Here is an 18535-nt window from a genome sequence, read left to right on the forward strand (position 1 = left end):
CATAAATGATTAGCTGCTCTTTTTTGTGTGTCGTTTTAACGTCCTGCTAATTACGCTGTTTTTTCTGGAATATTCTTTAGAATTGCTAAAGTTAACTGCCAAAAGCGTTCAACGGTATCAATTTTAACTTTCTCATCAGGTGAGTGAGGGAAGCGAATTGTAGGGCCGTAAGAGACCATATCCCAATGCGGATAAGCATCTTTAAATAAACCACACTCTAGACCCGCATGGATCACCATGACTTTTGGTATTTCACCAAATAACTCATTGTACGTATCGCGCACAACGGCCATAGCCTCTGACGATGTGTTTGGTTTCCAGCCTGGGTAAGCGCCAGAAAAATCAACTGTTGCACCCGCAAGACTAAAGATTGAGCCAATGGTGTTTTGTGTATCAATACGACGTGAATCCATTAATGAGCGAATTAAACACTGAACGCGGATTTCGTTATGACGTGTTTGGATTACACCCAGATTATTTGAGGTCTCTACAACACCGTCAATCTCATCACTCATTCTAAATACGCCGTGAGGGCAACCATACAATGCAGCTAAAAGACGGGTTTGCAATGACTGAGATAGTACTTGTTCAATGTCGTCTGTCGGGTCAACAAAAATAGCCAGATCCGGTTCAACGGCTTGCAGTTCTTGTTTAAAAGTTTCAGTCCATTGTGTAACAGCTTGCTTAAACTCTGTAACTTGTTCATTAGGAACTAATAGCTCAGCGCTCGCTTCGCGGGGTAGGGCGTTGCGTAAGCTGCCGCCATCAATACTGGCTAGTTTTAGTTTAAAAGTATCGCTTAATTCAAAAAGAACACGAGTTAATACTTTATTCGCATTACCACGACCTAGGTGGATATCGACACCTGAATGGCCACCTTTGAGTCCTTCAACGACTAATGAGAAAGCGGTATGTTCAGCGGGTGCAGCTTCGAACTCTGTTGCAAAGCTAATGTTGGCATCAACGCCGCCAGCACAGCCCATATATACTTCACCTTCCTCTTCTGAGTCAGTGTTTAATAATATTTCACCATCGAAATAACCTGGTTCAAGGCCAAATGCACCAGTCATACCGGCTTCTTCATCAACGGTTAATAGGGCTTCTAAAGGACCGTGTTCAATGTTCTCATCACCCAGAACTGCTAAGGTAGCACAAAGACCAATACCGTTATCAGCGCCTAATGTAGTGCCTTGAGCAGTGACCCATTCACCATCAATATATGGCTTAATTGGATCGGTTAGAAAATCATGTTGGGTGTCATTATTTTTTTGCGGCACCATATCAAGGTGAGCTTGCATGATAACGCCTTTACGATTTTCGTAACCCGGTGTTGCGGGCTTTTTGATAATAATGTTGCCTACGGTATCACGGGTAACCGTTAGATTTTTTTTTGTCGCCCAGTCAATGATGTAAGTCGCAAGTGCTTCTTCATGCTTTGACGGGTGTGGGATTGCACATAATTGAGAAAACCAGCTCCACACTGATTGTGGTGATAAAGTAGATAATGGCACAGAAAGACTCCCTTAAAAAAATGATTGGCAATTATACCATAGTACTAAAAGTTACATGCATTAAAAAAACTAACTCAAAAAAGCTTTTACCCCTACAAAAACTTATTCAATATACTCTGTTATAGTTTACGGTTCATATATACTAATGCCTTTGTATTAAGTCAGTGGTTGAATAAGGTTATCCCTTATTTGGACGGGTACCCTTATGACATATAGGTCTTAGTTGAGTACTGTTAGTTAGCACTTCAACCAATGACTTTTTTATTCACCCAGCATTGAGGTTTATATGCTAGAGAAACTATTTAAGCTTGAACATCATCAAACGACGGTTCGTAGAGAGCTCACAGCAGGTCTTACTACATTCTTAACCATGGCTTATATTATCTTTGTTAATCCGACGATGCTTGCTGACGCAGGCATGGACAAAGGAGCAGTGTTTGTCGCGACATGTTTGGCTGCGGCAATTGGTTGTTTGGTGATGGGGCTTGTTGCCAATTATCCGATAGCGTTGGCTCCGGGGATGGGTCTTAATGCGATGTTTACTTATACTGTCGTTTTAGACATGGGTTATAGTTGGGAAGTCGCTTTAGGTGGTGTTTTTATCTCGGGCGGAGTCTTTGTTTTATTGAGCCTATTTAAAATTCGAGAGTGGATTATTGAGAGTATACCTATGTCACTCCGCTATGGAATTGCCGCAGGTATTGGCTTATTTTTGGCATTAATTGCATTAAAAAATGCGGGGATTATTATTGCTGATAGCAATACATTAGTGACTATGGGGGATATCTCATCATTTCCAGCTCTAATGGCAGGTTTAGGTTTATGTTTGATCGTTGGCTTAATTCATCGCGGTCTTCATGGTTCAGTGATGATTTCTATTTTATTGGTCACCGCAATTAGTGTTCTGACAGGTCACTCAAACTATAATGGCATTGTTGACCTACCGCCATCACTTGCCCCAACGTGGATGGCTATGGATGTTGCTGGTGCACTAGAAGTTGGCATGTTAAGTGTTATCTTTGCGTTTTTGTTTGTAGATTTATTTGATACGTCAGGAACATTAATTGCTGTAGCTCAGCGAGGCGGTTTATTAAATGAGCAAGGGAAGTTACCTAGGCTAGATAAAGCCTTACTGGCAGATTCAACGGCAACCATGGCTGGTGCTGCTTTAGGAACATCAACGACGACCAGTTACGTGGAAAGTACTTCTGGTGTTGCTGCTGGTGGACGTACGGGTTTAACAGCTGTGATTGTTGGTTTGCTTTTTATTTTAGCATTATTTTTCTCCCCTTTGGCAGGTATGATCCCGACTTATGCGACAGCAGGTGCGTTGTTTTATGTTGCTGTATTAATGATTTCGAGTTTAATTAATGTCGAATGGGAGGATTTGACTGAGGCTGTTCCTGTAGTTATTGCTGCTTTGGTGATGCCTTTTACTTTTTCTATTGCTCATGGTATTGCTTTGGGCTTTATATCTTATGTTGCAATTAAGCTGGCATCGGGCCGATTTTCTGATCTTAACTATAGCGTTATCCTACTTGCTGGGTTATTTATCGTTAAGTTCGCGCTGTTATAAGTAGTTTGCCATGAAAACGGAATGGTGCGTGTGAGCGTGATGAAGACTTCTGGCTAATAGGCTGATGGTTATAAACACGCTATCTTTCATACGGTAAGTAAAAATCTGTCTATACTTTAGTGTAAATATCATGCAGATAGTACCTTGAAAGATGGTTTTAGTTGCGCAAATCGTTTTTTTTTAATACTTTATCATTACAAACGACCGCGGTGCACAATTTCTTATCTACCACTGGGTACAACATAGTTAAAATTTAGGGATAGATAATGAGCAAGAACGTAACGCAAAATGAAGTCACCTTTCCACAAGAGCAGCAATTGGTATCTGTCACAGATACCCGCGGTGTGATTATTTATGCTAATGATAGTTTTTGTGAAATCGCTGGTTTCACGGCCGATGAGTTGATTGGACAAAATCATAATATTGTCCGTCACCCAGATATGCCTAAAGGTGCCTTTGCTGATTTATGGCTTAAGTTAAAAGCGGGCGAGTCTTGGCGTGGCATTGTAAAAAATCGGTGTAAGAATGGTGATTATTATTGGGTCGACGCTTATGTCACGCCTCTGTATGAAAACGGCGTTGTTACAGGCTTTCAGTCCGTGCGCAGTAAACCCACGTCTCAAGATGTAGCCACAGCACAAAAGCTCTATCATAAACTCAATAATGGTCAGTCTATTGAAGGCATGTGGCGAAATGGTGCATTTAAAAAAATAATGGCTGTTTTATTGTTGTGTTTTTCTGCTATAGCTCACTTTTATTTTTCAGGTGCTCTAGCTGCTATCGCCATTCAGATCATCACATTTATTTGTTTCTTCGCCATTTTCTTTGAAGAGCTGATTGAACTTCCTCGATATCTCAATAAAGTAAAAGCAGAATGTGATAGCCCATCACGCCTTGTCTTTTCTGGGGTTGGCTTAGCTGGAATTGCTGACTATCCGTCGCAACTAGCCCAAGCAAAAGTCAGAACAATCTTAGGGCGAAGTAAAGATTTGGGTGATGGCTTAGTTGATGTCGCGGCAGTGTTAGAACAATCTTCAGCTCAGGCACTAAAAGGGCTTTTAGAAGAAAACTCTCAATTAGGACAACTAGCGACTGCGATTACCCAAATGAGTGCAACTATCGCTGAAGTTAGTGAAAATACGATTAACTCTCGTGATAGCGTCGAGGGAGTTAATAAAGAGTGTCATAGAGCAATAACGGCTTTAAACTCGTCTCAACAGCGGGTCAATGAATTGGTGATTGAAGTAGAGAATGCCGCAAACTCTGCTGGCGTATTAATCAAAGATGCAGATGAAATAGCGACGATAATGGCAGAGATTCAGGGAATTGCTGATCAAACAAATTTACTTGCACTTAACGCTGCAATTGAAGCCGCTCGAGCAGGTGAACAAGGGCGAGGTTTTGCTGTGGTTGCCGACGAGGTTCGTACACTCGCTGGGCGAACTCAATCAGCAACAGAGCAAATTCAGCAGTCGGTTAATAACCTTCAGCAGACATTAGGTAATTGGAGTTCAATGATGCTGGGGAGTAAAACCAGTGCAGAACAATGTGCAGAAGATAGCGGTCAAGCGAAGGTTGTGATGGATGGCATCATTACTTCGATGGATGATATGAGTAACCTTACTGACCAAATCGCAACCGCAGCAGAAGAGCAAAGTGCTGTCGCTAATGAAATCAGCAATAATGTACATCAAGTCGACTCAATCTCCCATGAAAATACTGAGATTAGTACCCAAGTTGAACGCTATGCACTTGAAATAAGAGAGAGTAGCAATAAGATTAACGGCCTTAGTACTACGTTTAAATAACAGTAGGGCCGTTTTTATTTTGAAAAAATGCTGGACGGCACTTTTGAAACTAGGTTAAGCAAGAGGGTTGCCTAACCTATTCAATCGATTCGACGATTGAAGTAACCTTACCTTGGTGAAGTTGTGACACCATTTTCATGCCGGTTTTGACCTGTTTACTACTTGTTATCACACTCTCATTGTCATCATAACTAATACTATAACCGCGCTCTAATGTGGCAAGTGGACTGACCGTGTTTAACTCTCTCAATAAGCTATGAAGTTTTGATTGCTTCGTCGTTAGCATTTGTTTAGTCGCGTAAGTTAACCGATTGGTTAGCTGTTTATGGCGTTCGGCCATTCTACTGATGGTTAATTGTGGGCTTTGTTTTGTTAAACGTTGATTTAGTAGATGTAATCGTTGTTGATAGTGGTTTAACTTTGATTGAGTACAGCTAATTAAGCGAGTGTTCAATTCGTCAAGGTATTGAGCCTGTTGTTGCAACTTATATTTAGGGTCTTGGGCTGATAGCCGATGGGCTAACTGCTGTAGTGACATTTTCTCTTGATGTACTTGTTTGGTTAATGCATGCACTAAACGTTGGCGTAAGTAGTTAAACTTGTTAATGAGCTCTTCGTTACTGTCAACGGCTATTTCGGCAGCCGCTGAGGGGGTTGGCGCTCGATAGTCTGCTACAAAGTCACTGATGGTGATATCGACTTCATGACCTACGGCACTAATCACTGGGATCTGTGAACTAAAGATCGTACGAGCCAAAGTTTCATTATTAAAACACCACAAGTCTTCGAGTGAGCCACCACCTCGGCCAATAATAATTAAATCGGTCTCTTGGCGATAGTTAGCGACCTCAAGTGCATGAACCAATTCATTCGTCGCGTATTGCCCTTGCACCTGCGCTGGGTAAATGACAACTTCAACAAGCGGGTTACGACGTTTCAATACGGTTAGAATATCTTGTACTGCCGCACCTGTAGGGGAGGTAATAATACCAATACGTTTAACTTGAGAGGGGAGTGGCTTTTTGTGTTCAGTCGCAAATAGGCCTTCGCTCGCTAATTGACACTTTAATTGTTCAAATTGTTGTTGTAGTAGGCCATCACCAGCCATATCCATAACATCGACTAATAATTGATAGTCGCCACGAGGCTCATAAACACTTACATTGGCTTTGACCATGATTTGTTGGCCATTTTGAGGTCGAAACTTCACGGCTCTATTACGCCCTTTGAACATGGCACACTTAATTTGTGACCGAGCATCTTTTAAAGTGAAATACCAATGGCCTGATGAAGCCGCGACAAAGTTGGACACCTCAGCATTAAGCCAGATTCGACCAAAATTACCTTCAAGTAAACGCTTAATATCATTATTTAACTTTGAGACATTATATATATTAGGTTGTGAGGTACTTTGCATGATGACTTTGCTTTGAGGATAATTAAGGCAAGTTTAACTGGAGTTGTTCAAGGTCTCAATAAAAAGGTCTATCTAGCAAAAAACATATGGAGGGGTTGCTAGATAAACCTGCGATTCATTTTTAATGAAATTAGCTCATATCAGCAATGCGGTCTTTTAAGATCTGCATCATCCCTGGTTTTTCATTGAGCAACTCTTCTTTAGTTAAACCCGATAATTCGTGAGGAAATACGAGCCATTCATCGGTTTCATACAGGTAGAAGTCTGGCACACGTTCTGTTTTATTATTTTTCGGCTTGAAGTACGGTGTTGCCACTTTCATAATGGGGGTGTTACGACGACATTTTTTACTTAAATCTTCAATAACTTGTGCAACGCTCAGCCCTGAGTCATAAACATCATCCACGATAAGAAGTGTATCTTCAGCGTTAACATTACGGATAATATAATCTAAACCGTGGACTCTTACGTTTGATACGCGTTGTTCAATTCCCGTATATGATGACGTGCGAATTGAAATGTGGTCAGATTTGACGCCAAGGAAGTCTAACAACTCTTGCACGGCTATTCCGACAGGTGTTCCTCCACGCCACACGCCAATAATATAGTTTGGTCGGCAGCCACTATCAAAAATGTTTAAGGCTAGATTATATGAGTCATCTAAGAGTTGCTGAGCGTCAATGTATTTTTTTGTCATTAGGCTACTTTTAAAATTGAAATGTTAATGCACAAGTATAGCCTAAAAACCTGACAACTTTTTAACTTATTGACACAGGAGTCAACTAATTGCTTGGATTTAACACAAATGCAACAAGATATTGGGGTTACAAGTAAAAAAAAACACAAATATTGATTTACGTATGCCTGACAGATGCCTATAATATGTCGGCAATATTTAGACCATTTTTTACTATTTAGGTGAGATGTTGCAATGCTAAGAATCGCGCAAGAAGCTTTAACTTTCGACGATGTACTACTTGTCCCTGGACATTCTACTGTGCTTCCACACACAGCAGACCTTCGAACAAAACTAACCCAGACAATTGACCTAAATATTCCGATGCTTTCTGCATCGATGGATACGGTTACTGAAGCACGTTTAGCCATTGCCTTAGCGCAAGAAGGCGGTATCGGCTTTATCCACAAAAATATGACTGTTGAGCAACAAGCTCATGAAGTTGAATTAGTTAAAAAATACGAATCAGGTGTAGTTTCTGCACCAGTAACTGTTCGTCCTGACGTGACTATCCGTGAAATTAATGAAATGCGTGAGCGTTTAGGCTTTTCTGGTTTCCCTGTTGTAGATGAAGATAATCACCTATTAGGTATCATTACTTCTCGTGATGTGCGCTTTGCTACCGATTTAACTAAGCCTGCGACGGCTTTAATGACACCTAAAGAAAAGTTAGTCACGGTAACTGACGCAACAGATTCTGATAACGTTTTACACTTAATGCACGAAAACCGCATTGAAAAAATCTTAGTGGTTGATAATGGCTTTAAATTAAAAGGCATGATCACGGTAAAAGATTTCCAAAAAGCGGAAGAGAAGCCTAATGCATGTAAAGATGAACTAGGTCGTCTACGTGTAGGTGCTGCTGTTGGTTGTGGTGCTGGCACTGATGAGCGTATTGCCGCATTAGTTGCTGCAGGTGTTGATGTGTTACTAATTGACACTTCACACGGTCACTCTCAAGGCGTTTTAGATCGCATCAAGCAAACACGTACTGAATATCCTGATTTACAAATCATTGGCGGTAATGTTGCAACAGGCGCTGGTGCATTAGCTATTGCTGATGCGGGTGCGAATGCGGTTAAAGTGGGTATTGGCCCAGGTTCAATCTGTACAACACGTATTGTTACAGGTGTTGGTGTTCCACAAATTACTGCTGTATCTGATGCGGTCGATGCATTAGCTGGTCGTGGTATTCCAGTTATCGCTGATGGCGGCGTTCGTTTCTCTGGTGATATCGCTAAAGCACTAGTGGCTGGTGCTAATTGTGTGATGATGGGGTCAATGTTTGCTGGTACCGAAGAAGCACCAGGTGAAGTTGAACTTTACCAAGGTCGTTACTACAAATCATACCGTGGTATGGGCTCAATCGGTGCAATGGATCAACGTGACGGTTCTTCAGATCGTTATTTCCAAACAAGTAACGAAGCATCTAAACTTGTTCCTGAAGGTATTGAAGGTCGTGTAGCTTACAAAGGGCCAATTGCTAATATTATCCATCAGCAACTAGGTGGTATCCGAAGTGCAATGGGTCTAACGGGCTGTGCTACAATTGAAGAACTTGGCACAAAGGCTGAGTTTGTTAAAATTACTTCAGCAGGTATGGGTGAAAGTCACGTTCACGATGTGACAATTACTAAAGAAGCGCCAAACTACCGTATGGGTTAATCCCACTTAATTAATTTTTTGTAAGGCAGGTGTATTCCTGCCTTTCTATTTTTATTTGTAAGGGTTCTTAAATGAGCAACATTCATGACGATCGTATATTGATTTTAGACTTTGGTTCTCAATATACTCAATTAATCGCTCGCCGTATCCGTGAGATTGGTGTTTACTGTGAATTGTGGGGATGGGATGTTTCGGAAGAGAAAATCCGTGAATTTAACCCAAATGGTATTATCCTATCTGGTGGCCCTGAGTCAGTAACGCTTGATGATGCCCCTGTTGCACCACAATACGTTTTCGAAGCTGGCGTACCAGTGTTAGGCGTTTGTTACGGTATGCAAACCATGTCTGCACAGCTTGGTGGTAGTGTTGAAACCTCAACTGAACGTGAGTTTGGTTATGCTCAAGTAGAGCGTGTTGGCGAGTGTAAACTGTTTGAAAATATCGAAGATGAAATTCATGACGGCAAAGCATTCCTCGATGTATGGATGAGTCACGGCGATAAAGTTGCGACTATTCCAGAAAGTTTTAAAGTTGTTGCAAAAACAGATAGCTGCCCGTTTGCTGCAATGAGTGATGAAAAGCGTCGTTTCTATGGCGTTCAATTCCATCCTGAAGTAACTCACACTAAGCAAGGCGGTCGTATCTTAGAGCGTTTTGTTAGTGATATTTGTGGCTGTGATAAAAAATGGACACCAGGTTCAATTATCGATGACGCCGTTGCTCGCATCAAAGAGCAAGTGGGCGATGATGAGGTGATTTTAGGCTTATCAGGTGGTGTTGACTCATCAGTAACTGCAATGCTAATTCAGCGCGCTATCGGTGATAAGCTAACGTGTGTGTTTGTAGATAATGGTTTGTTACGTTTAAATGAAGCTGAACAAGTCATGGAAATGTTTGGCGATCACTTCGGTTTAAATATTGTGCACATAGATGCCGAGAACCGTTTCTTAGATGCAATGAAAGGTGTAGATGAGCCAGAAGCTAAGCGTAAAATCATTGGGCACGTTTTCGTTGATATCTTCGATGAAGAATCTAAAAAGTGTGTTAATGCTAAATGGCTAGCGCAAGGTACTATCTATCCAGACGTTATCGAGTCAGCGGCTGCTGGTACAGGTAAAGCTCACGTCATCAAATCACATCACAATGTAGGTGGTTTACCTGATGATATGGAAATGGGACTAGTTGAGCCATTGCGCGAACTGTTTAAAGATGAAGTACGCCGTATTGGTCTTGAATTGGGTTTACCGTATGACATGCTTTACCGTCACCCGTTCCCAGGCCCTGGTCTAGGTGTTCGTGTTCTAGGTGAAGTGAAGAAAGAGTACTGTGATTTACTACGCCGTGCCGATGCTATCTTTATTGAAGAACTGCATAAAGCAGACTTATACCATAAAGTAAGCCAAGCTTTTACTGTATTCCTGCCTGTAAAATCAGTAGGTGTAATGGGCGATGGTCGTAAATATGACTGGGTTGTTTCACTACGTTGTGTTGAAACTATCGACTTTATGACTGCTATCTGGTCACAATTACCGTATGAATTGTTAGGTCACGTATCGAACCGTATCATAAATGAAATTGATGGCATTTCACGTGTTGTTTACGACATCAGTGGTAAGCCACCAGCAACAATTGAATGGGAATAATCCTTCATAGTTGATTGTTTTAAAATACCAGTCGATTGACTGGTATTTTTTTGTGCTTATTAAAATAGTAAAAGTTGTATGAATGATATTACAAATATAAATGAAATGAACCAACTCGAACAAGACCATTATTGGATGCGATATGCGTTAACCTTAGCTGATAAGGCTGAAGCTATTGGCGAGGTGCCAGTTGGTGCTGTATTAGTGTTAGATAACCAAGTTATCGGTGAAGGTTTTAATCAGGTGATTAGTTTAAATGATCCTACGGCTCACGCTGAAGTACTTGCACTGCGTCAAGGTGGTGAAACTATCACAAATTATCGAATCTTAGATGCTGTTCTTTATATAACTTTAGAGCCTTGCTGTATGTGTACTGGTGCAATTGTTCACAGCCGGATAAAACGCGTTGTTTATGGTGCTACAGACTTAAAAACAGGGGCAGCTAATTCAGCCTTCGCGTTAATTAATGATGTAAAGCACAACCACCAAGTGGCATTGAGCAGTGGTGTATTAGCAGAGCAGTGCTCAACTAAAATTAGTGATTTTTTCGCCAAGCGCAGGCGTGAAAAGAAAAAGAATAGGCTTAACGGCTCAATATAATACTGGTCTGACGTTCATAAAGGGGAGGTTTTTTAGACTAAAGTATGTGAAATTGATATTTCTTATACGATATGCTGACCTCTAGCATTTAGCTAGTTCTTTAGTTGTTGTAAAAGGTCAATCTACATGAAATCAAACCTCTGTGTTCTCACTATAGCAGTAGTTAACTTTATTACTGTGATCTTGTTAACGCTTTTAGTTAACAAATTTAGCGATATTACATTCATTACAGTCGCTCTCGTAGGCATGACTGTGGCTATAGTCACATACACCGCGAGCTATTTCTTTATATTAAAACCACAAAGACAAGCTCAACTGAGAATTAGTGCGTTATTTGAAGTACCTGAGACTACCCATTGTATTGAAGGGTTAATCAATGAAAGAACTAAACAACTCTCCACAACGGGACGCACGATTAATGATAGTGCCAGTAACCTTGCGATAAATTCTGCTCAAGTTGCATTTTTTGTTGAGCAATTAGCCAAGGCCATCGATGGTAGTGGTGATGATGTTAATCGAATCGCCATTGCAACCGAAGAACTTGTCGCTAGTACGAAAGAAATTAACAGTAACGCAGCTAATACATCTGAATTAGCAATTAAAGCAATGGATGCCAGTAGTAATAGCAAAGAGCAGTTGCTAGATAACTTAGATACGATAAAAACATTGAATACAGGCATTACCAATGCGGCTGATAAAATTCAGTCGCTTGCACAAAAAGCCAGTGAAATACAAAACATTACCGATGTCATTGATGGTATTGCTCAGCAAACAAACCTATTAGCGCTTAACGCAGCGATTGAAGCAGCCCGCGCAGGAGAGCAAGGGCGAGGTTTTGCTGTGGTGGCAGATGAAGTTCGTGCACTTGCCTCTAAAACCGCTGATGCTACAGAACGTATTGGGGTCATGCTCAATGAGATGACTTGTGAAACTCAAACCACAACCGATGTGATGAAGGGGGTGGTAGCTCAAACTGATAGTGTGGTAAATGTCACTGAGGCGTTATCAGATTCGCTCGTTGAGATTAGTCAGTTAATGGCTGATTCATCACAATCGATTGAGCAAATCAGCATGGCATTAAAAGAGCAAGATGAGACGACTGAAGAGGTCTCTAGTTCAATTACTAATATTGGAGAGTTCTTAAGACAAAAAGGTGAGGAAACCCAGAAGGTCTCAGATGATGCGTCGCAGTTGGCACGTTCAACAGAAGCAATTTTTGTTGAGTTATCACATTTTGAGACGGACTCTTTAATAGAACAAATGTACCAGCAAGCGCAACAAGCAGCTAAAGATATTGGTGAGTTATTTGAACAACATATAGCTGATAACTCTATAAACCAGAACGAATTATTTGATTTTAGATACACTAAAGTAGCCAATACAAATCCTGTTAAATATAACAGCGCCTTCGACAGTTTTACCGATCAAGTTTTACCGGCTATTCAAGAACCATTACTCAGTCGCTTTAATGCGATGATATATGCCGGTGCTGTTGATAAAAATGGCTACTTCCCAACGCACAATAATAAATTCTGTAAGCCGTTAACCGGTGATTTTGATAGCGATGTTGCGAATAACCGCACCAAGCGAATCTTTGATGATGCTACCGGTAGTCGCTGTGGTAGTCATACCGATAAGTTTTTATTACAAACCTATAAGCGTGATACCGGCGAGATTATGCATGATGTGTCGGCACCTATCTTTGTCAATGGTAAACATTGGGGAGGGTTTAGAATTGGTTTTGCGGCTCAAGTTTAACCGTCACGGCTTTTTAATTTAGTGGTTAATAAGGCATGCTCTATGAGGAGCATGCCTTATTATATCAACCTTACCACTGTCTAAATACTGGGTAGCGACGATGATTGCGATCATAAAATGGTGAGCGTTGGTAAAACCAAGCAAGCCTAGCACGTGGGTTATCTGCAAAGGCCTTATCGCTTGCAAGCTTGGCTGTAAATTCTGCCTTGAGTTGTGGGGATTGAGCAAGCATTTCATTGGCTAGAGGGACAATCGCATAACCTTCGATATACTCAGTGCGTTGAAAGATAGTATTAAATACCCCCCATTGGAACAATGAATCAGGGCCTTTAGGCTCAAGTAAACTAAAGGCTAACTTTCCTAATGCTTGGTCTGTTGATATTCGCACAGAACCGACAGGGAGGGTGATTTTTATTTTTTTCGTAGTGAAATCAGCTTTCACTCGCATCGCACCTTCATAAGGCCTTTTACCAAATACCTCGTTTGTCGCCATTGATTGTTCGAGTGTTAATGTCTGAGCTTGCGCTAACGTTGTGATCTCAATGCCATGGTGCTTGAGAGTGTCAATCGCCTGGGTTTGTTCTGGCATTAGCCAGTACGCTTTAGGAACTTTAGTGACATTGTTCACCACATCCTTCTTATAAAATGGCATTGTTTTATACAGCTTTTTCGTGCCCAGCCACCTCACTTGTTTTGCTCCTGAAATGGGATCATCAAAGCGTTCATAATCGATGCCTTTAAATGCAATTGGAGTTGGCTTATTGTGACTCCAGTTTAAAGCTAATTCGCTGGGTCTGGACTGCTTGTCTTGTGTGATCGCAAGCGTTAGCTCCTTTCCAAAGTGATTCATCACTTGTAACGATGATTCAAGAAAAACGTAAGTGCCTAGTACTCGCTGGCGGTAAGGTTTTAACGAATGATTCTCAACGAGAACGGTTGGCAGGTGGCGTGCTGCGCCATAGCCGTCGCTGTAGCGTGGCGTTGAAACCCAGTCTTTGATCCCTTGTTTTATATCGCTATTATCCATGGCAAAGACTAAAGGGCCGGGAACGTGACCGTTGCTACTTAAGTCTTTATCTACGTGTGGCCGATAATAATCTTCAAACCATTGGGCGATACGTGGCGAGTAACTATGCTTGGCAAAGGTACCGTAAGTAATGTCATATTGATAGTCAGTACCATCGGTCACATGTAGGTCAAGATAGAGGCTTGGCTCGTAGTGGTTAATAAGCTTAAGCATTGCCTGCATCTCAACACTTTGTGCCTTAGCGTAATCTCGATTTAAGTTAAGGTTTGTAGCTGTGCTACGCCAGCCCATATTCGTTGGACCGCGCTGATTGACTCTATTGTATATCGAACTATTTTCATGACCATCAGCATTAAAAATAGGAACAAATAATAGGTCTATGTTTTCAATAAGCGCTAGTTTTTTACCTAACGTAAAGTCGCGCAGCATCATTAACCCAGCGTCTTTACCATCAATCTCTCCAGAGTGAATTCCTGCCTGGGCTAATACGCTTGGTCTGTTCTTCGCGTTAAAGTCCGTAGAAACATGAATTAAGGGCAACTGTCGCCCTTGAGCTGTGCGGCCAAAATAACTTAACTTAATGAGCGGTGAGCTTGCTGCTAACTGCTCCAAATAGCGTATAGTTTGTTGATAGTCTGGCGTCGTATTGAAATCGCTTTGCTCAATCGGTGTCTGGCGATGAAATCTAGATTCAACCAGTTGCTCGCTGGCTCCGTGCCACGCTAGAGTCGGCGGTAAAAACTGTTGTGGATTTTCAATCTTGATTGAATGGTCCTTGGCGTTGCTATTTTGAGGTAAGAGAGTTAAACCTAAGCAACCCGCAATCAATGGCGGTAGCAGGGCGATATTTTTTAGCATGAGTATTATTCTTATAATTGCGATAGACATAAAAAAAGCTGCAAATGCTTGCAGCTTTATGTCAAATTTAGCGTAATCAAGGCGATTAAGCAATCGTCATCGGCAGGGGATGTTATTTATGACGTTGGCGGAGATTGTCCATAACTTCTGACATTGGTACACCTTTACCACGTAACAATACCAAAAGGTGGTAAAGTAAATCAGAAGATTCATTAATTAATTCTTCTCGATCATTAGTGGCAGCTGCTAATGCAACTTCAACACCTTCTTCCCCGACCTTTTGCGCCATGCGTTTGACGCCTCGTTTAAACAATGAACTAGTGTAACTGGCCTCATCTGGGTTGTTATATCGCTGCTCTATCACATTATCAAGGTGGCCGATGAAGTCGAGAGCAAAGCCTTTACTATCATCAAAGCAGCTTTGCGTACCTAAGTGGCATGTCGGGCCTGCAGGTGTTGCCATGATCAACAAAGTATCGTTATCACAGTCTTTTGCAATATCAACCACGGTTAAGAAATCACCCGACGTTTCTCCTTTGGTCCATAAGCGCTGTTTAGTGCGTGAGAAAAAAGTTACTTGGCCTAACTCGAGGGTTTTATTGAGCGCTTCTTGATTCATATAACCTAACATCAGCACTTTACCGTTATAGGCATCTTGCACGACAACAGGCATCATATTATCAACTTTTACCCAGTCAAGGGATTCAATTTTCTGATCTGTTAACATAGTCTTATCTCGATTCCTTGCTTATTTAGGGTTTGTTTTAACTCATCTATTTCGATAATTTGTTTATGGAACACACTGGCGGCGAGTGCGCCATCAACCTTAGCGTTTTTAAATACATCGTAGAAATGCTCAATTTTACCCGCACCGCCAGAGGCAATAAGGGGGACATCACATACGGCGCGAACCATTGCTAATTGTTCAATGTCATAACCGTCACGGACACCATCTTTGTTCATTACGTTGAGTACGATTTCACCCGCACCACGTTGCTGCACTTCTTTAATCCAATCTAGCGTCTGCCATTGCGTTGTACGTGTTTTGCTCTCATCACCAGTAAATTGTTTTACTTGATATTGACCAGTGGCTTGATCAAAATAGCTATCAACTCCAACCACTATACATTGTTGACCAAATTCATGAGTCAGTTCTGTGATAAGTGCGGGATTTGCTAATGCAGGTGAGTTAACTGAGATTTTGTCAGCGCCAAACTCAAGGATCTTAGCGGCATCGGCAATAGTTTTAATACCACCGGCAACACAAAATGGAATATCTACTTGTTCGGCAATACGCTCAACCCAGCTTTTATCAACGATGCGATTATCTGATGATGCGGTGATATCATAAAAGACTAACTCATCAGCCCCTTCTGCCGCATAGCGTTGGGCCAGAGGTACGATATCGCCGATAATCTCATGGTTACGGAACTGAACGCCTTTAACCACTAAACCATCTTTAACATCGAGGCAGGGGATTATCCGTTTTGCGAGCATGCAATTGCCTCCGTTACATCAAATTTACCTTCAAGTAGTGCGCGGCCAACAATGACACCGCTAACATGACAGGGGTTAAGTGCCGCAATGTCATCTAAGGTGCCAATACCGCCAGAGGATTGCCATTGAATTTGTGGCCACTCTTTGACAAGCTCAGTGTAAAGAGCAGTATTAGAACCGGTTAAAGTACCATCTTTACTAATATCAGTACAAAGGACATGTTTAAGCCCTAATGGAATGAAGCGCTGCAGTAATTCTTCTATAGTCACCCCTGAGTTTTCTTGCCAGCCGTGAACCGCAACATGCTTGTTACCGGCCTCATCAATATTTAAATCTAACGCCAGAACAATTTTTTCACTACCATATTTAGTCAACCATTGCTCAATAAGCTCAGGTTGTTTGACCGCTAACGAACCAATCACTACGCGAGACGCGCCTGCGTTAAACAGGTCAACTAAATCTTGTTCTTGACGAATACCACCGCCGACTTGCAGACCGACATTAGATACCGCGTCCATCATTTTTGAGATCAATGAGAGTTGGCGTTTAGCAGGGTCTTTTGCCCCGGTTAAATCAACAAGGTGTAACCAAGTTGCACCTTGTTCAGCATACAATGCTAACTGTTCTACCGGAGAGTAATCATAGCGAGTTTTTTGCGCATAATCGCCTTGGTAAAGACGAACTACTTCGCCATCAATTAAGTCCAGTGCTGGGATAATCATGCTTGTCTCTCTTGTGTATTAGTTGATTCAATGGATAAAAAATTACGTAAAATCTGTGCTCCTACTTGACCTGAACGTTCAGGGTGAAATTGCACGCCATAATAGTTACGTTGACGGATTGAGGCGGAAAAAGCTTGGCCATAGTCACATTGAGCTAGGGTATATTGGCCAACTGGCACAGCAAAGCTATGCACAAAATAGACATAACTTCCTTCATCAACGCCTTCAAAGAGTGGACCTGTTAGTTGGATCAGTTTATTCCAGCCCATGTGAGGCAGGGGAAGCTCGGCTCGTTTTTCTAGTGGAGATACCTTTGCGTCGACTAAACCTAAACAATCAACATTTCGTTCGTCTGACGCTTGTGTTAATAACTGCATGCCAAGACAAATACCTAATACGGGTTGGCGAAGTTGTTGCACTAATTCAATGAGCTCAAATTGTACTAATTTTTCCATGGCAGCACCCGCTGTACCAACGCCCGGTAATACGACATGACTGGCATTGACAATGGTTTGTGGGTCACGCGAAACAATGACATTATTGCTGATACGCTCAAACGCACAGCGCACCGAAGTAATATTGGCACAACCGGTATCAATGATAACGACTTGCTTATCAGCCATTACAAAACTCCTTTGCTACTTGGTAGTTCAGTACCTTCAACTTTGATTGCTTGACGCAAGGTGCGTCCAAAGGATTTAAATATCCCTTCGACTAGATGATGTGTATTTTCTCCTTCACCTTTTATGTGCAAGGTTGCGGCCATTGCATTGGTCAATGAGTGGAAAAAATGCGGCACCATTTCAGTGGCTAATTCTCCGACACGTTCATTGGCGAATTGAGCCTCAAACTCTAGCCAACCACGTCCAGATAAATCGAGAGCACATTGGCATAGACACTCATCCATTGGCAGAGTAAAACCGAAACGGTCTATACCCCGCTTATCGCCTAATGCCTTCTTTAGAGCCGTTCCTAGTGCAATTGCCGTATCTTCAACGCTGTGATGATCATCGATGTGTAAATCACCGGTCACAGCAACGTTTAATTCAAAACCGCCGTGGGTAGCAATTTGATCTAGCATGTGGTCGAAGAATCCTATGCCTGTGCTAATCACGCTGCTACCTTGTTTATCAAGGTTAACACTGACATTGATTTGAGTTTCTTTGGTATTTCGAATGACTTGTGCTGTGCGTTCTTTAACGGTTAACGCACGTGCAATATCATTCCAGTTAAGGGTTTCAGGGTGATATTTAAAGGCACGAATTCCCATGTTTTTGGCTAATTCGACGTCAGTATCACGGTCACCAATGACAAAGCTGTTTTCAAAATCGACTTGACCTTGTTGTAATAATTCACTGACCAAACCTAGGCGTGGTTTACGACAGGCACAGTTTTCATGGTCAAAGTGTGGACAAATTAAGACATCATCAAAGGTAACCCCTTGTGAGGCGAAGATATCCATCATCTTGTTATGGGCTAAATCAAAATCAGCCGTTGGGAAGCTCTCCGTGCCTAATCCATCTTGATTTGAGACCATGATTAAGCGGTAACCCGCTTGTTGTAGCTGCAATAATACAGGCACAACATTAGGTTCAAAGACCAGCTTTTCAAGGGTGTCTAGTTGTTTATCAATGGCTGGTTCTTCAACAAGAGTGCCATCACGATCTATAAATAAAATTTTGCTTCTCATTGTGCTCTCGACTATTGCTCTCTCAAC

Annotated in this window: 15 protein-coding genes; 6 read left to right on the forward strand and 9 right to left on the reverse strand. The window is 41.7% G+C overall.

The features are described from left to right. Positions 1–50: 50 nt before the first annotated feature. A complete protein-coding gene (locus Q8W26_RS05160; RefSeq protein WP_101213830.1) occupies positions 51–1511 on the reverse strand; it encodes an aminoacyl-histidine dipeptidase in 1461 nt (486 codons plus the stop codon). 286 nt (positions 1512–1797) lie between these two features. Here Q8W26_RS05160 and Q8W26_RS05165 point away from each other — a divergent pair, with 286 nt between their 5' ends. Beyond that, positions 1798–3087 (forward strand): NCS2 family permease, encoded by a 1290-nt coding sequence (locus Q8W26_RS05165; protein ID WP_305472569.1) that lies wholly within the window; start codon positions 1798–1800, stop codon positions 3085–3087. 266 nt (positions 3088–3353) lie between these two features. Further along, on the forward strand, positions 3354–4895 hold the full coding sequence (locus tag Q8W26_RS05170) for a PAS domain-containing methyl-accepting chemotaxis protein (RefSeq protein ID WP_305472571.1): 1542 nt from the start codon (positions 3354–3356) through the stop codon (positions 4893–4895). Between the two features lie 76 nt (positions 4896–4971). On the opposite strand, the gene xseA is transcribed toward Q8W26_RS05170, so the two are convergent. Together xseA and Q8W26_RS05180 are read right to left on the reverse strand one after the other, a co-directional pair. After that, positions 4972–6312 carry an exodeoxyribonuclease VII large subunit gene (gene xseA, locus Q8W26_RS05175; protein ID WP_101213833.1) on the reverse strand — a complete coding sequence of 447 codons (1341 nt, stop codon included), beginning with the start codon at positions 6310–6312 and terminating at the stop codon, positions 4972–4974. Between the two features lie 130 nt (positions 6313–6442). Then, on the reverse strand, positions 6443–7009 hold the full coding sequence (locus Q8W26_RS05180) for a phosphoribosyltransferase (RefSeq protein WP_305472574.1): 567 nt from the start codon (positions 7007–7009) through the stop codon (positions 6443–6445). 234 nt (positions 7010–7243) lie between these two features. Here Q8W26_RS05180 and guaB point away from each other — a divergent pair, with 234 nt between their 5' ends. The 4 genes from guaB to Q8W26_RS05200 all read left to right on the forward strand — a co-directional run bounded on the left by guaB (position 7244) and on the right by Q8W26_RS05200 (position 12714). Further along, complete coding sequence (gene guaB, locus Q8W26_RS05185; protein WP_101213835.1) at positions 7244–8713, forward strand: IMP dehydrogenase; 1470 nt, start codon at positions 7244–7246, stop codon at positions 8711–8713. Positions 8714–8784: 71 nt separating this feature from the next. Further along, positions 8785–10356, forward strand: coding sequence for a glutamine-hydrolyzing GMP synthase (guaA, locus tag Q8W26_RS05190; protein ID WP_101213836.1), 1572 nt, complete (start codon positions 8785–8787; stop codon positions 10354–10356). A 78-nt stretch (positions 10357–10434) separates the two neighbouring features. After that, entirely contained in the window at positions 10435–10956 is a 522-nt protein-coding gene (tadA, locus tag Q8W26_RS05195; RefSeq protein ID WP_101213837.1) for a tRNA adenosine(34) deaminase TadA, read from the forward strand. Positions 10957–11082: 126 nt separating this feature from the next. Then, a complete protein-coding gene (locus tag Q8W26_RS05200) occupies positions 11083–12714 on the forward strand; it encodes a methyl-accepting chemotaxis protein (RefSeq protein ID WP_305472578.1) in 1632 nt (543 codons plus the stop codon). Between the two features lie 70 nt (positions 12715–12784). Here the strand turns inward: Q8W26_RS05200 and Q8W26_RS05205 are convergent, their stop codons facing one another. The 6 genes from Q8W26_RS05205 to hisB form a co-directional block, all read right to left on the reverse strand. Further along, positions 12785–14599 (reverse strand): M14 family metallopeptidase, encoded by a 1815-nt coding sequence (locus Q8W26_RS05205; RefSeq protein ID WP_305472580.1) that lies wholly within the window; start codon positions 14597–14599, stop codon positions 12785–12787. Between the two features lie 112 nt (positions 14600–14711). Then, entirely contained in the window at positions 14712–15326 is a 615-nt protein-coding gene (hisIE, locus tag Q8W26_RS05210; protein WP_101213839.1) for a bifunctional phosphoribosyl-AMP cyclohydrolase/phosphoribosyl-ATP diphosphatase HisIE, read from the reverse strand. Further along, entirely contained in the window at positions 15320–16096 is a 777-nt protein-coding gene (gene hisF, locus Q8W26_RS05215) for an imidazole glycerol phosphate synthase subunit HisF (protein ID WP_101213840.1), read from the reverse strand. Before hisF ends, hisIE begins: the two co-directional genes overlap by 7 nt. Next, on the reverse strand, positions 16078–16818 hold the full coding sequence (gene hisA, locus Q8W26_RS05220) for a 1-(5-phosphoribosyl)-5-[(5-phosphoribosylamino)methylideneamino]imidazole-4-carboxamide isomerase (RefSeq protein ID WP_101213841.1): 741 nt from the start codon (positions 16816–16818) through the stop codon (positions 16078–16080). Before hisA ends, hisF begins: the two co-directional genes overlap by 19 nt. After that, entirely contained in the window at positions 16815–17441 is a 627-nt protein-coding gene (gene hisH, locus Q8W26_RS05225; protein WP_305472583.1) for an imidazole glycerol phosphate synthase subunit HisH, read from the reverse strand. Before hisH ends, hisA begins: the two co-directional genes overlap by 4 nt. After that, on the reverse strand, positions 17441–18508 hold the full coding sequence (gene hisB, locus Q8W26_RS05230) for a bifunctional histidinol-phosphatase/imidazoleglycerol-phosphate dehydratase HisB (protein ID WP_305472585.1): 1068 nt from the start codon (positions 18506–18508) through the stop codon (positions 17441–17443). Before hisB ends, hisH begins: the two co-directional genes overlap by 1 nt. Between the last annotated feature and the right edge of the window lie 27 nt (positions 18509–18535).

Origin of the sequence: Psychrobium sp. 1_MG-2023 (assembly GCF_030689115.1) — a bacterium.
Classification (GTDB): domain Bacteria; phylum Pseudomonadota; class Gammaproteobacteria; order Enterobacterales; family Psychrobiaceae; genus Psychrobium.